Below are 13,869 nucleotides of genomic sequence, written 5' to 3' on the forward strand. Positions count from 1 at the left end.
CCCTCTCAGGAAAGTGAGTCCGTCATGCCCAACGAGAACACCCGCGCCAGGGTCCGCGAGATCGTCGGCGAGATGAGCCCGAGCGGCAAGCGGGACGTCGCCCCCGCCGACCTCCTGGTGGAGGACCTCGGCTACGACTCCCTCGCCGTGATCGAGCTGTCGCTGCAGATCGAGTCCGCCTTCGGCCTCAGCTCCATGAGCCAGGGGACGGTGCCCGACATCACCACCGTCCAGGACGTCGAGGACCTGGTCGTGCGGGCCCTCGCCACCCCCATCGACGCCGCATGAGCGCCGCCGTGACCCCGGCGAAGGAGGGCGCCGACCGGCACTGCCTCCCGGCGGACGAGGCGGCGGAGCTGCTGCGCCCGGCGCCCTGGCAGCGGTTCGCCGTGATGGGCGACAGCTTCGCCGAGGGCGTGGGCGGCCCGTGCCCCGGCTACGCCGACGTGTCCTGGCCCGAGCGGGTGGCGAACGCCCTGCGGGCCACCCGGCGCGGCCTGGAGTACCTCAACACCGGTGAGACGGGGCTGCGCACGGCGCAGGTGCGCGAGACGCAGCTGGAGCGGGTGCTGGCTTTCGGCCCCGATCTGGTGAACGTCGCCTCCGGCGGCAACGACCTCTTCGTGCCGGAGCCCGACCTGGACGCCGTCGAGGCCGACCTCGACGCCGTCTACCGGGCGCTGCGCGAGCAGAAGGCGCACATCTTCGCCTTCACGGTCGCCGACATCTTCGACGCCTTCCCCGAACTGGTCGAGTTCCGCACCAGGATCACCGCGCTGAACGAGCGGATCAGGGCCGTGGCCGGCCGCTACGAGGCCACCGTCGTGGAGATGGAGCGGCACCCGGTGCGGAACGAGCCCACGCTGATGAGCGGGGACGGGATCCACTTCTCGATGCACGGGCACGCGGTGCTCGCGTCCGAGATCATCCGCAACCTCGCGCAGGACATCGCGTGACCGGGCCCGCCGCCTCGGTCGCCGGCGCCGACTACGTCGTGGTCGGCGCCGGCTCCGCCGGCTGCGTCCTCGCCGCGCGGCTCAGCGAGGACCCCTCGGTGCGGGTCGTCCTCGTCGAGGCGGGCGGACCCGACCGCAGAGCGGAGATCAGCATCCCGGCCGCTTTCCCCAAGCTCTTCGGCACGGAGTACGACTGGGCCTTCTCCACCGCCCCCCAGCCGGCCCTGGGCGGCCGCGAGGTCTACTGGCCGCGGGGCAGGACCCTGGGCGGTTCCTCCTCGCTCAACGCGCAGATCTGGACGCGCGGTCACCGGGCGGATTACGACGGCTGGGCCGCCGCAGGCCTCGCCGGCTGGGGATTCGCCGAGGTGGAGCCGTACTTCCGCAAGGCCGAGGAGGCACTGGACGTCCGTCACCTGCGCGACCCCAACCCGACCACGGCCGACTTCCTCGCCGCCTGCGCCAAGGCGGGCGTCCCCCCGATGGGCGACACCGAGTGGACGGCGCCCGAGGGCTGCGGGCCGATCCGCGTCACCCAGCGCAACGGCCGCCGCCGGAGCACCGCCGACGCCTATCTGCGCCCCGCCCTCGGCCGGGACAACCTGACCGTGCTCACCGCGGGGCACGCCCGGCGGGTCGTGCTCGACGGCACCCGCGCGGTCGGCGTCGAGGTCGCCACCCCGGAGGGCGTACGGACGGTGGCGGCGGCCCGCGAGGTGATCCTCGCCGCGGGCGCGGTGGGCAGCCCGCACCTGCTCATGCTGTCCGGCGTCGGCGACCCGGAGGAACTGCGCGCGCACGGCATCCCGGTCGCCGTGGAACTGCCCGAGGTGGGACAGGGGCTGAGCGACCACCTCTTCGCGCCGCTCGCGCTGGCCGCCCGCGAGCCGGTCTCGCCGGGCGTCGGCGACCAGGGCGAGGACGTGATGCGCTACTTCCGCCACCGCACCGGGAAGCTGAGCTCCAACCTCGCCGAGGCCGTGGTCTGGCTGCGCACCGACGAGCGGCCGGCGCCACCGGACGTCGAACTGCTCTGGATGCCGGTGCCGTTCCTCGACCACGGGCGCGGCGATCCCGGGCACGGGGTGACGCTCAGCGTCGTCCTGCTGCAGCCCGAGAGCCGCGGCCGGATCACGCTGCGGTCCGCCGATCCGGCGGCCGCGCCCCTGATCGACCCCGGTTACCTGACCGACCCGGGCGGGACCGACCTGGCCACGCTGACCGCGGGCGTCCGCCGGGCCCAGGACATCCTCCGCCGGGAACCGCTGGCTCCGTGGCTCGGGCAGCCGCTGGTCGCCGGGGTCCTGGACGGTTCCGCGGACGCCGTGGCCGCCCTCGTACGCCGCCACGCGCAGACGCTCTACCACCCCGTGGGCACCTGCCGCATGGGGGCGGACGAGGCGTCGGTCGTGGATCCCCGGTTCCGCGTCCGGGGGACGGCGGGACTGCGCGTCGTCGATGCCGCCGCGCTTCCCGTCATCCCCCGCGCGCACACCCACGCCCCGACCGTGATGCTCGCCGAGCGCGCGGCCGACCTGCTGCGCGCCACCTGACCCGAGCCCGACGAACCGAAAGGCCCCTCCGCCATGACCGTGGACCACCGGACGCTGTTCGGCGCCCTGCTCGCCGACGACGACTTCACCGCACGACTGAAGGACCGCGGGCTCTCGCTGTACTTCGTCCCGCCGGAGCCCGGCGCCGCCGTCTTCGTCTCCTCCGACGGCGTGGCCGCGGGCGAGCCGCCGTTCCCGCCCACCCTGCGCTTCGAGATGGGGCAGGACACCGCCCACGAGATCTGGAGCGGCCGGCTGCCGCTGATGAACGCCGTGGTGGAGCGCCGGCTGGCGATCAAGGGCCCGGTCGGCCGGGTCCGGCAGCTGGCCGACCTGCTGCCGGCCGTGTGCGCCACGTACGCCGAGCTGTCCGCCCGGCCCCGTTCCTGACGCGTCCGACGACCGTACGACGACACCCATGAAAGGCATGACCGCCATGACCGCCGCCGTCAGCACCGGCACCGTCACCAATGCGCCGACCCTGTCCGACACCGCCGCCCTCAGCGCGGCCGCCATGCCCTCCCTGTTCACGCTGCCGCCCGAGGTGGAACGGCTGCGCGACGAGGTCCGCGAGTTCGCGCGCACCGTCGTCAGGCCCCGCGTGCTCGCGAACGACCTCGCGCCGCACGACGACTTCGACTGGGAGATCGTCCGCAAGGGCCACGAGCTGGGGCTGTTGCGGATGACGCTGCCCGAGGAGTTCGGCGGCCGCGGCGTGGGGGTGCTCGGTGTCGCCGTCGCCCTGGAGGAGCTGGCCGCGGTCTGCGCGAGCACCGCGCTGGTCTTCGGCGCCTCGCTGCTCGGCCAGAGCAGCGTGCTCGCCTCCGGCGACCCCGCCCTCCAGGCCCGGTTCGTCCCCGGGTTCCTCGGCGCCGAGCCGGTGCTCGCCTGCAACGCCATCACCGAGGAAGTGGCCGGCTGCGACCTGCTCATCCCGGAGAACTCCCCGCACGCGCAGGAGGTGACGACCGCCCGCCGGGAGGGCGACGGCTACGTCCTCAACGGCGTCAAGCGGTTCATCACCAACGGCGCGGTGGCCGAGTGGTGCACCGTCTTCGCCAACCTCGAGGGGCATCCCGGGGCGGACGGCCTGACCACCTTCGTCGTCCCGCTGGACAGCGAGGGCGTGACCCGCGGCCCGGTCGCGGACAAGATGGGCTACCGCGCCTGCCTGGGCACCACCCTGGTCTTCGAGGACGTCCACGTGCCCGCCGCGAATGTCGTGCACGGCGAGGGCAACGGCTGGAACTTCCTCACCATGCAGTCCAACCAGGCCCGCACCACCGTCGCCGCGATCTCCACCGGCGTCGCCCGGGGCGCGTTCGAGATCGCCAGGCAGTGGTGCGGCGAGCGCGTCCAGGCCGGGGTGCCGCTGTACCGGCACCAGTTCAGCGCGCGGAAGCTCGCCGAGATGTCCGTGAAGATCGACGCCGCCCGGCTGCTGTACCTCCAGGCCGCGCACCAGGCCGACAACATGCTGCCGGCCCCCACCTACGGCCCGGCCGCCGCCAAGCTCTTCGCGGACCGGATCGCCATCGAGGTGGCCGAGGAGGCCATGTCGATGCTCGGCGCCCGCGGCTACTGCCGGGAGTACGACGTCGAGAAGTTCGTCCGCGAGTCCTTCGGGGCCCGCATCTACGAGGGCACCCCCGAGGTCCTCGCGCTGGCTGTCACCGGCGCCCTCTACGGCCACCGCGCCTGAGACGCGCTGTTGGAACGGGGGAGTCATCGTCATGGAGCAGACACTCGAACGGGCCCGCAGCACCGACGTCTACGCCGCCGAGGTGCAGATGGTGCACAGCCTGACCAGTTTCACGGGGCTCGCCGCCCAGGTGCCCGCGGAGAGCCTCCTCTACCACTGCGAGCGGCCCGGCGGCCCGACCGTCCTCGCCGTGCGCAACGACGGGCTGCCGGAGCCGTACCGCCACGGCATCTACGGCTTCCGGCTCGCCCAGTACCTGCGCCTGAGGTTCGCCAGCGCGGATCTCGCCTTCCGGCGCTCCCTGGTGACCGAACCCCACGGGGGTCACGGGAACGAGATCCACGTGCTCGCCCTCGACGGGGAGAGCGGCGCGATCCTGCGCTACCTCTCGCTGGTCGGCTCGACCGACCAGGTGCCGCTGCGTCTCAAGGACCCCGCGCGGGCGCTCTTCCCGTGCGAGGTCGCCCACGGGGTCAACCTCTTCGAGCACGTGGAGTGCGACGGGGACCTCGACACCAGCCGTGTCTGGGAGGTCAAGAGGCTGGTGCACCGCGCCGAGCAGAATCGTTCCAGCGCCTACGCGCGGCTGCGTCTGGCACTGGAGCTGATGCTCGGCTTCTACACGGCCCTCGGCCGTATCGAGCCGGCCCCCGAGGTACTCGTGGGCGACGGCGAGGAGGGCATCGCGATCCGCAGGCTGCTGCGCAGCCTGAAGGACATCACGGTGCTGGAGGGCACCCGGCCCTCGCTGCCCGCCGACGACCTGATGTTCCCGCTCTACACGCAACGCGACGTGGTGAAGCCCTTCGTGGCGCGGGCTCCGCACGGCGAGGAACTGCAGCGACTGATCCGAGACATCGACCGCGCCCTGACCGACCGCAATCCGCTCGACGCCCTCAAGGGCCTGGTGGAGACGGTCGGCGGCCGCCTGCGGAGGGTTCACGTATGACCGGCATCCACACGACCGCCCCCGGCCCCACCGGCGCCGCCGGGACGGGCGGCGCCCCCGACACGTTCTACGCCGCGTTCACCGAGCGCAACCGCGGCCTGATCCCGGAGGCCGCGCAGCGGGCGCTGCGGACGGCCGTGGTGCTCGTCGCGGGCTGCGGGTCGACGGGTGGCGCGGCCGTCGACCCGCTGACCCGGCTGGGCGTCCAGCACTTCGTCCTCGCCGAGCCCGGCGCGTACGAGCTGAACAACCTCAACCGGCAGCACGCCGCGCACGCCGACATCGGCCGCAACAAGGCCGAAGTGGCCGCCGAGCGCGTCCGCGCCGTGAACCCGCACGCGGTCGCCGAGGTGCGCCCGGAGGGCATCCGGCCGGAGAACGCCAAGGCGCTGCTGGGCGGTTGCGACATCGTCGTCGACGGTGTCGACGTGACCACCCCGGCGGGCTGGCGCGCCAAGTACGCCCTGCACGCGGAGGCGGCGGCCCAGGGCCGTCCGGTCGTCTCCGGCTACGACATGTCCGGGACCCAGTACGTCCGCTACTACGACTACCGCCTCGGGCTGCCGCCGCTGGCCGGCGAGGTCACCGCGGAGCAGGTCGCCACCGAGTCGGTGTGGGAGCTGCTGCTGCGGATCGTGCCGCGCGAGCTGGTGCCCGGGGACCTGCTGGCCGACATACGCGCCCACCGCGACGAGCCGGACTACAGCGTTCCGCAGCTGGTCTACACCTCGCTGCTCTTCGGCGTCCTGACGGCCCGTTACGTCGTCGAGGTGCTGGCCGGCCGTCCCGTCCGCGAGGCCCTGTCGCTGGACGTCCACCAGATCGTCCGACCGCAGTCCTAGGAGGAAGAGATGACGTCCGAACTGCTCAAGCCCGATCCCAAGGCCGATCCGGCCGCCCGCCAGACGAAGAAGGCGGCCCAGCTGCTCATCGCGTCCGCCCGGCACTCGTACGACCCCCTGGTGGACATCGACTGGGACGCCCCGCTCGCCGAGGGCAAGTGGTTCCTCGCGGAGAAGCGCTGCTCGCTCTACGGCACCGAGTTGTGGGACTCGCTCGGCACCGAGCAGAAGATGCTGCTCAGCCGTGAGGAGCTGGCCGCCTCGGTCGCCGTCGGGGTGTGGACCGAGCACGTCCTGCTCCACCTGGTCTCCCGGTACGTCTACAAGCGCGACGTGTCGACCCCGCAGGTGCAGTTCGCGCTGACCGAGGTGGCGGACGAGGTCCGGCACATGATCATGTTCGCCAGGCTGGTGGAGAAGACCGGGGCCGAGATCTACCCGACGCCGCCGAAGACCCTCCGCAGCGGGCTGCTGCTCAAGACCTTCGCGCCGGTGCCGGCGCTGTGGGCGCTGATCCTGCTCACCGAGGAGTTCTTCGACCGCTTCCAGCGCGAGCAGTCGGGCGACGAGACCATCCAGCCCGTCGTGCGCGCGGTCGCCCGCATCCACGTCGTGGAGGAGGCCCGGCACATCTCCTTCGCCCGCACCGAGCTCGAGCGCTTCGTGCCCACCCTGTCCAGGGCCCGGCTCGGCGCGCTGCGCCGGCTTCTGGCGGGGATCGTGGCGGGCATGCGCAAGGACCGCTACAACCCGCTGATGTACCAGCGTGCCGGGCTCGATCCGAAGACCGCGGTCGCGGCGGCCCGCGCCAACCCCAACAACATCGAGAACGCGAAGTACGGGGGTCAGCGGATCGCCGCGTACTACCAGCAGATCGGGCTGATCGGCGGCCCGTCGGAGAAGGTCTGGCGCGAGGCCGGCTGGCTGTCGTGACCGCCCACGGCCCCGGGCCCCACGACCGCCACGACCACGACCACGACCACGACCACGACGAGGACGGCTACTCCGGACCGGCCACCCTGCTGGTGGCCGGCCGTGCCCTCGACGTCGAGGTCAGGCTGACCGGCTGCTTCCAGCCGCTCGACGGCCGCTACCACTGGTACGGCCGGCTGGCCCCCGACGCCCGGCTGTCCGCCCTGGTCGCCGGCCGGCCGGTCCCCGTCACCGTGTGCACCCCGCACGGCCGGGCCGAGGGTCAGCTCTCCGACCCCGACCTGTGGCAGCGGCTGCGGGTCGAGGGCACGAGCACGCCCCCGTTCACCGCCATGGCCACGCCCGGCCCAGAGAACTGACCCGCGAGAACCCCCAGGGAGCCGCACCATGTGCTTCGACGCCGACTCCGCGCCTCCGGTGCCCCACGGGCCGCAGGCCCTCGTCCGGGACCACCTGATCACGCTCACCGCGCGGGACGGAACCCGCTTCGCCGCCTTCGAGGCCGTACCGGAGAACCCCTCCGGCCTCGGCGTCGTCATCCTGCCCGATGTGCGCGGGCTCTACCGCTTCTACATCGAGCTGGCCCGGCGCTTCGCCGAGCACGGCCACCACGCCGTGGTCGTGGACTACTACGGCCGCACCGCCGGGGCCGGCGAGCGCGGCCCGGACTTCCCGGTGGAGGAGCACATGGTGCGGCTCACCCCGCGCGGCCTGTACGACGACCTCTCCGCGGCGGTGGCGCATCTGCGCTCCCCCGAGGGCGGCGCGCGGCACCGGATCGTCACCGCGGGCTTCTGCATCGGGGGCCGTCTGGCCGTCCTCGCGGGCACGAAGCGGGCGGGCCACGGCCTCGCCGGGACCGTGGGCTTCTACTGCTGGCCCGCCCCCGGACCGGACGGCTCCCCCGGGCCCACCCGGCGGGCGGGCGAGCTGACAGCCCCGGTGCTCGCGCTGATGGCGGGGGACGACCCCGGCATCCCGCGGGAGCACGTCAACGCCTTCGAGCACGCCCTCGCCGAGGCGGGGGTCGAGCACGAGGTGGTCACCTACCCGGGCGCCCCGCACAGCTTCTTCGACGTGAAGCAGGGCGATCACGCCGAGGCCTCGGCCGACGCCTGGCGCAGGGTACTGGCCTTCGCCGGGCGCGCGGCGGCCGGCTGAGGGGCGGCCACCGCGGAAGCGGCCGCCGCGGAACGCGAAGAGCCCGTCCGATCGAGGCGATCGGACGGGCTCCCGTCACACTGTGGAAGTGGAGCTACGGGGATTCGAACCCCGGACCTCTTGCATGCCATGCAAGCGCTCTACCAACTGAGCTATAGCCCCGCGATGTCGTTCTCCCGGGTTCCCCCGGCGACCTGGCATACATTACACGGCCATGGGGGCCCTTCGCCAAATCCATTCCTGGCCGCCCCGACAGGGCGCCCGGTACTGTCGGCTGACCCCCTCCCCGACCGAGACTGGAGCAGCCCGCAGTGACCGCGACACAGCCCAGGGCCGCCGCCGAGAACGCGCCCCGGGGCCTGCCGGTACGGCGGGCCACGCTCGTCGCGGCACTCGTCTGCCTGGTCTCCTTCGCGGCCTTCTGGGCCGCCCAACGGGCCGCGCACGTCTCGATGATCGACCTCACCGTCTACCGGGCCGAGGGCTGGACGGTGCGCAACGGCGGGGACCTCTACGCGATGCGCGTCACCCACGCCCGTCTGCCCAACACCTACCCGCCGTTCGCCGCCCTGCTCTTCACACCGCTCACGCTGCTCGGCACCGGCGCCTGCCGGGTCGCGGCGACCGTGCTCAACCTGGGCCTGCTGGTGGCGCTCGCCCATCTGTCACTCCGGCTGGCAGGACTGCCTAGGCGGCTCCCGCCGGCGGCGGCCGCGCTCGCCGTCGCGGCGGCGGCCGTGTGGTGCGAACCGGTGTGGACGACACTGCGGTACGGGCAGATCAACCTGCTGCTCGCGGTCCTGGTGCTGTGGGACCTCACCCGGCGCGGGAGCCGGACGGCGGGGATCGGCATCGGCATCGCAGCGGGGATCAAACTGACCCCGCTGCTGTTCGTGCTCTTCCTCGCGATCGGCGGGGCGGTGGCCGCCTGGCGCCGGCGCGAGCGGTGGAACGCGTGGCTGCGGCAGGCGGCCGTGGCCTTCGTCACCTTCGCCGCGACCGCGGGCCTTTCCGCGCTCGTACTGCCGCGTGACTCCAGGCGGTTCTGGACCGGCGCCGTCTTCTCCGCCGACCGCGCCGGCAACGGGGAGGACACCGCCAACCAGTCGCTGCGGGGCGTCCTCGCCCGCGCCCTGCACACCGGCGACCCGGGCGGCCGGTGGCTCCTCGTGGCCGTCCTCGTGGCCGCCGCGGGCCTGGCCGTCGCCGCCGCACACCTGGCCTCCGGGGAGCACGCCTGGGCGGTGCTGTCCTGTGCGGTGACGGGCCTCCTCGTCAGCCCGGTCTCGTGGTCGCACCACTGGGTGTGGGCCGTCCCCCTGCTCGTGTTCCTCTGCGGACGTGCCCCGCGCGGCCGCCGGCCCGCGCTGCGGTGGGGCGGCGCCGCGCTGTTCGGCCTGCTCTTCTGCTCGTACGCGCTGTGGCTCACGCCGCACGGGGACGGGCTCGCGCGTCCCGAACTCCACCAGTCCGCGCCCCAGATGGCCTTGTCCGCGGTCTACCCGGCCGCCGGGGCGGCGTTCCTGTGCCTCGCGGCGGCCGCCGCGTGGCGCGGGCGCGGGGACCGCACCACGGCACCCGCCTGAGCGAGGTGGTCCCGGGACGGCTCCGGGCCACCGTGAACAGCTCCGCCGGCAGGGCCGGTTCGCCCTGCCCCCGCCGCCGGACCGGCCGACGAGGAGAGCCGGGAACCGACGGTCCGACCCCGGCACGCCTGCCCGCTGCCGGAAATCGCGGCGAAAGCGGTCGGCCGCGGAACCGGCCGGACGAAACGCGAGGATCCCGCCTCCCCTGAGGGGAGACGGGATCCGGTGCTTCTGTGGAGCTACGGGGATTCGAACCCCGGACCTCTTGCATGCCATGCAAGCGCTCTACCAACTGAGCTATAGCCCCGCTGTCCTCGGGCTTTTCCGCCCGGCGAACGAGAAGAAGCTTAGCCGGTAGGGGCCGGATTCCTGAAATCGGCCGCGACCCGGCCCCGCCCCCGGCCCGCGGACCGTCAGTCGTCGTCGCCGAGCACCGGCTCGGGCAGCGTCCCGGCGTTGTGCTCCAGCAGCCGCCAGCCCCGGGCGCCCTCGCCGAGGACCGACCAGCAGGTGTTGGACAGCCCGCCGAGCGCCTCCCAGCTGCGCGGGTCCAGCCCGAGCAGCCGGCCGATGGTGGTGCGGATGGCACCGCCGTGGCTGACGACCACCAGCACACCGCCGTCGGGCAGCTTGTCGGCCGCCGCGAGCACCACCGGGGCGGCCCGTTCGGCGACCTCGGTCTCCAGTTCGCCGCCGCCGCGCCGTACGGGCTCGCCGCGCTTCCAGGCCGCGTACTCCTCGCCGAACCGCTGGGTGATCTCCTCGTGGGTCAGGCCCTGCCAGACACCCGCGTAGGTCTCCCGCAGCCCCTCGTCGTACGAGATGTCCAGGCCCGTGACGGCGGCCAGCTCGGCGGCGGTGTCGGCGGCGCGCTGCAGGTCGGAGGAGACGATCGCGTCCGGTTCCAGCGCGGCCAGCAGCCGTGCGGCCCGCTTGGCCTGGGCGACACCGGTGGAGGTCAGCGGGATGTCCGTGGAGCCCTGGAAGCGGCCCTCCACGTTCCACGAGGTCTGACCGTGCCGCCAGAAGACGACGCGGCGGCCGCGACCGCGCGCGTGCCCGTTCAGATCAGCTCTCCGTCCGCGTCGGCGGCCGCGGTGGCGCGGGCGTGCTCATCGGCCTTGCCGCGGGTGGCGACCGCGTCCTTGGGCAGCTCGAGCTCGGGGCAGTCCTTCCACAGCCGCTCCAGCGCGTAGAAGACCCGCTCCTCCGAGTGCTGGACGTGCACCACGATGTCGATGTAGTCGAGCAGGACCCAGCGGCCGTCACGCTCGCCCTCACGGCGCACCGGCTTGACGCCGAGCTCGTTCTGCAGCCGCTCCTCGACCTCGTCGACGATGGCCTTCACCTGGCGGTCATTGGGCGCCGAGGCCAGCAGGAACGCGTCGGTGATGGAGAGGACGTCGCTGACGTCGTAGGCGATGATGTCGTGCGCGAGCTTGTCGGCGGCCGCCTGCGCGGCGGTCTGGATGAGCTCGATGGAGCGGTCCGTGGCGGTCACTGGTGAGGCTTTCCGGTCGGGGACGTCGTACGTCCAGGGTCTCACGGACCGTCCTCGGTCCCCGACCGGTTATGCGCCCGCCCAGGTCAGACCTTCTTCGGCGGGCTGTAGTCCTGGCCCAGGACGACCGTGATGTCGGCGTTGGTGGCCACCTCGCCCTTCTTGGCGGCCTTGGCGGACAGGCCGAGCGTCTTGGCCAGCTCCTCGGCGTTCGCCTTCTGGTCGGCGTCGGCGTACAGCACCTGCGAGGCGGCCTGCGTGCCCGCGGTGGCGCCGGAGACGAAGGTGTAGCCGCCGCCGACGATCTGGACCTGGGCCTCGCCGGTGTTGGCGGCGACGCCGGTGGCGTTGCGCAGGGTGACCCGGGGGATGCCGTCGGAGTCGGTGTTGGTGACGGTGCCGCCGAGCACCTTCTTCACCACGTCCTCGGTGGCCTTCTCGCTCAGCGTGCCGTCGGGCTCCACGGGCAGGGTCTCGGTGGTGTAGTCCCCGCCCTTGGCCTCCTCGGACAGCGCCGCGAGGCTGCTGCCGAGGTCCTTCTCGGTCAGCGGCGGCTCGATGACCTGGTTGAGCCCCTCGACGGTCTTGGTCGCCAGATCCGGGTCGCTGTACATCTTCTTCAGCATGGCCTGGACGACCTGCCCGAAGCGCGCGAGCTGCTTGTCGGGCCCCTCGCCCGGCCCCCGGTAGGTGGCGTACGCGACGGCGGCCTGGCCGCCGAGCTCCTGCTGCTTCCCGGGCTTGACGAGGGTCTTGTCGCCCTTCTTCTTCCCGGCCTTCACGGTGGCGTCGGTGTCGACGAGGACGCCGCCGAGGGACTCGACGAGGTTGTCCAGGTAGGGGGTGTCCAGCCGCCAGGTACCGCTGATCTTGGTGCCGAGCAGGCCGTCCAGCGCCTCACGCGTGGGGGCGGAACCGTTCTCCACGACGGACTTCCCGAGCGTGGTGCTGCCGCCGTCTTCACCGCTCACCGCGAGCGAGTTCGGCAGCAGGACGGTGGTGCCCTTCTTGGTGGTCGAGTTGCTGACCAGCAGCGCGGTCGAGGTCTCCTCGCTGCCGACCGGGCGCAGGTGCAGCACGATGACGTCGCGCTTCTGGCCGCCCGCGGCCTGCTGGGCGGTCCCCGAGTCCCCGCCGAGGCCGGGGATCTTGCCGGCCTTCCACAGGTAGCCGGCGCCGCCGACGGCGGCCAGCGCCAGGACGACGACCGCGGCGACCACGCGGTTGCGGCCGCGGCGCCTGGCCTCCTCGCGGCGCTCGGTGCGCGACTCGGTGAACTTCAGCCAGTCGATGACCTCTTCCGACTCCTCCGTCTCCTCGTCGACGAAGGAGAACTGGCCGGTGTGGAAGCCGTCTTCGCCCGAAGGCGCCCGGCCGGGGGCGGGCCGGGCCGCCGGCTCCTCGTACGCGGGCCGCCGCTGGGCCGGAGGGGCCTGCTGAGGCGCCTGGGGGGCCGGTGCCTGCGGCGGCGCAGGGGGCTGCTGCCCGTACTGCTGCTCCTCGTAGTACGGCTCCTGGTACTGCGGCTGCTGCGGGATCCACCCCTGGTACTGCTGCGTGTGCTGGGGCTGTTGAGACTGCTGGGGGTGCTGCTGCGGCTGCTGGTACTGCTGCTGCTGATCCTGCGGGTAGTACGGCTGCTGGCCGGTGTAGCCCTGCTGACCCTGCTGCTGGGCCTGCTGCCCCTGGTAGGCCTGCTGCTGGCCGGTCTGCTGGGCGTACGGGTCGTACTGCCCGTACTCGTTGCCGTAACCGTTTGCGTAGTCGCCCTGCTGCTGTGCGTAGGGGTCCTCTCCGTAGGGGTCCTGACCGCCCTGCTCGGGTGTTCCCTCGGCGTATTGCCATCGGGGGTAGTCGTTCACTGGGGACCCCTCCAGTTGCCGATCAGCCGCTGATCACTTACCGGTACAGCCTGCGTTTGTCGATGTAGCGCACGACGCCGTCGGGCACGAGATACCAGACCGGCTCCCCCTTGGCGACCCGCTGACGGCAGTCGGTCGAGGAGATCGCCAGGGCGGGCACCTCCACCAGGGAGACCCCGCCGGCCGGGAAGCCGGGGTCGGACAAGGTGTGCCCGGGGCGGGTGACGCCGATGAAGTGCGCCAGGGAGAACAGCTCCTCGGCCTTGCGCCAGGAGAAGATCTGGGCCAGCGCGTCCGCCCCGGTGATGAAGAACAGCTCCGCCTCGGGGTGCTCGGCCCGCAGGTCGCGGAGCGTGTCGATCGTGTACGTGCGGCCACCGCGCTCGATGTCGCTGCGGCTGACCGAGAACTGCGGGTTCGACGCGGTGGCGATCACCGTCATCAGGTAGCGGTCCTCGGCCGCCGACACCTTCTGGGTGCTCTTCTGCCAGGGCTGGCCGGTGGGCACGAAGACCACCTCGTCCAGCTGGAAAAGGTGCGCCACCTCGCTGGCCGCCACGAGGTGGCCGTGGTGGACGGGATCGAACGTCCCACCCATCACACCGATTCGCTTCTTCATGCGGATAGACCCTACCCGCATCGCCTGATCGAGCTCAGCGGTCGCGGTTGAAGCGCGTGGTGATGAAGAGCAGGAGCAGCAGCGCGAACAGCGCGCCGCCACCGGTGAGGTACGGGCTCAGGCTCTCGTGGTTGCCGCCGCCCTCGCCCTCGGCGAGCGTGGTCAGAACGGCGGCGGTCGCGTAGGAGGTCATTCGGCGTCCCTT

General features: G+C 72.8%; 16 protein-coding genes and 2 tRNA genes. 11 read left to right on the plus strand and 7 right to left on the minus strand.

Translation table 11 applies throughout. The features are described from left to right. Positions 1-24 precede the first annotated feature (24 nt). The 10 genes from CHF15_RS29200 to CHF15_RS29245 are packed head-to-tail and all read left to right on the plus strand — an operon-like array spanning position 25 to position 8,096. Complete coding sequence (locus CHF15_RS29200) at positions 25-288, plus strand: acyl carrier protein (protein ID WP_089226895.1); 264 nt, start codon at positions 25-27, stop codon at positions 286-288. After that, the gene (locus CHF15_RS29205) at positions 285-956 is read left to right on the plus strand and encodes an SGNH/GDSL hydrolase family protein (RefSeq protein ID WP_089226896.1); all 672 of its coding nucleotides are present in this window, start codon (positions 285-287) and stop codon (positions 954-956) included. Before CHF15_RS29200 ends, CHF15_RS29205 begins: the two co-directional genes overlap by 4 nt. Then, on the plus strand, positions 953-2,509 hold the full coding sequence (locus CHF15_RS29210; RefSeq protein ID WP_089226897.1) for a GMC family oxidoreductase: 1,557 nt from the start codon (positions 953-955) through the stop codon (positions 2,507-2,509). Before CHF15_RS29205 ends, CHF15_RS29210 begins: the two co-directional genes overlap by 4 nt. Positions 2,510-2,542: 33 nt before the next feature. Further along, entirely contained in the window at positions 2,543-2,899 is a 357-nt protein-coding gene (locus tag CHF15_RS29215) for a hypothetical protein (RefSeq protein ID WP_089226898.1), read from the plus strand. A 28-nt stretch (positions 2,900-2,927) separates the two neighbouring features. Then, positions 2,928-4,211 carry an acyl-CoA dehydrogenase family protein gene (locus tag CHF15_RS29220; protein ID WP_245939090.1) on the plus strand — a complete coding sequence of 428 codons (1,284 nt, stop codon included), beginning with the start codon at positions 2,928-2,930 and terminating at the stop codon, positions 4,209-4,211. A 31-nt stretch (positions 4,212-4,242) separates the two neighbouring features. Then, a complete protein-coding gene (locus CHF15_RS29225) occupies positions 4,243-5,160 on the plus strand; it encodes a hypothetical protein (protein WP_089226899.1) in 918 nt (305 codons plus the stop codon). Continuing rightward, the gene (locus CHF15_RS29230) at positions 5,157-6,002 is read left to right on the plus strand and encodes a HesA/MoeB/ThiF family protein (protein WP_089226900.1); all 846 of its coding nucleotides are present in this window, start codon (positions 5,157-5,159) and stop codon (positions 6,000-6,002) included. The genes CHF15_RS29225 and CHF15_RS29230 overlap by 4 nt, the downstream gene beginning before the upstream one ends. Before the next feature lie 9 nt (positions 6,003-6,011). Then, positions 6,012-6,935 (plus strand): AurF N-oxygenase family protein, encoded by a 924-nt coding sequence (locus tag CHF15_RS29235; protein WP_089226901.1) that lies wholly within the window; start codon positions 6,012-6,014, stop codon positions 6,933-6,935. Next, complete coding sequence (locus tag CHF15_RS29240; protein WP_089226902.1) at positions 6,932-7,294, plus strand: DUF4873 domain-containing protein; 363 nt, start codon at positions 6,932-6,934, stop codon at positions 7,292-7,294. The genes CHF15_RS29235 and CHF15_RS29240 overlap by 4 nt, the downstream gene beginning before the upstream one ends. Positions 7,295-7,322: 28 nt before the next feature. Next, positions 7,323-8,096: a dienelactone hydrolase family protein gene (locus tag CHF15_RS29245; RefSeq protein ID WP_089226903.1), complete on the plus strand. Its 774-nt coding sequence runs from the start codon at positions 7,323-7,325 to the stop codon at positions 8,094-8,096. Positions 8,097-8,185: 89 nt separating this feature from the next. Here CHF15_RS29245 and CHF15_RS29250 read toward each other — a convergent pair. After that, positions 8,186-8,258 (minus strand) — tRNA-Ala (locus tag CHF15_RS29250). Positions 8,259-8,407: 149 nt separating this feature from the next. Between CHF15_RS29250 and CHF15_RS29255 the strand changes: the two genes are divergently transcribed. Then, positions 8,408-9,682, plus strand: coding sequence for a glycosyltransferase 87 family protein (locus CHF15_RS29255; protein ID WP_089226904.1), 1,275 nt, complete (start codon positions 8,408-8,410; stop codon positions 9,680-9,682). 234 nt (positions 9,683-9,916) lie between these two features. Here CHF15_RS29255 and CHF15_RS29260 read toward each other — a convergent pair. The 6 genes from CHF15_RS29260 to CHF15_RS45110 form a co-directional block, all read right to left on the minus strand. After that, positions 9,917-9,989, minus strand: a tRNA-Ala gene (locus CHF15_RS29260). A gap of 106 nt (positions 9,990-10,095) precedes the next feature. Then, positions 10,096-10,749, minus strand: a complete 654-nt coding sequence (locus CHF15_RS29265) for a histidine phosphatase family protein (RefSeq protein ID WP_089226905.1) — start codon at positions 10,747-10,749, stop codon at positions 10,096-10,098. Further along, on the minus strand, positions 10,746-11,183 hold the full coding sequence (gene rsfS, locus CHF15_RS29270; RefSeq protein WP_089226906.1) for a ribosome silencing factor: 438 nt from the start codon (positions 11,181-11,183) through the stop codon (positions 10,746-10,748). Before rsfS ends, CHF15_RS29265 begins: the two co-directional genes overlap by 4 nt. Before the next feature lie 86 nt (positions 11,184-11,269). Continuing rightward, the gene (locus tag CHF15_RS29275) at positions 11,270-13,045 is read right to left on the minus strand and encodes an LCP family protein (RefSeq protein WP_089226907.1); all 1,776 of its coding nucleotides are present in this window, start codon (positions 13,043-13,045) and stop codon (positions 11,270-11,272) included. 37 nt (positions 13,046-13,082) lie between these two features. After that, positions 13,083-13,664 carry a nicotinate-nucleotide adenylyltransferase gene (gene nadD / locus CHF15_RS29280; RefSeq protein ID WP_089226908.1) on the minus strand — a complete coding sequence of 194 codons (582 nt, stop codon included), beginning with the start codon at positions 13,662-13,664 and terminating at the stop codon, positions 13,083-13,085. Positions 13,665-13,698: 34 nt separating this feature from the next. Further along, the gene (locus tag CHF15_RS45110; RefSeq protein WP_018556595.1) at positions 13,699-13,857 is read right to left on the minus strand and encodes a hypothetical protein; all 159 of its coding nucleotides are present in this window, start codon (positions 13,855-13,857) and stop codon (positions 13,699-13,701) included. Positions 13,858-13,869: the final 12 nt, after the last annotated feature.

The organism is Actinacidiphila glaucinigra (genome assembly GCF_900188405.1).
GTDB classification, from domain to species: Bacteria; Actinomycetota; Actinomycetes; order Streptomycetales; family Streptomycetaceae; genus Actinacidiphila; species Actinacidiphila glaucinigra.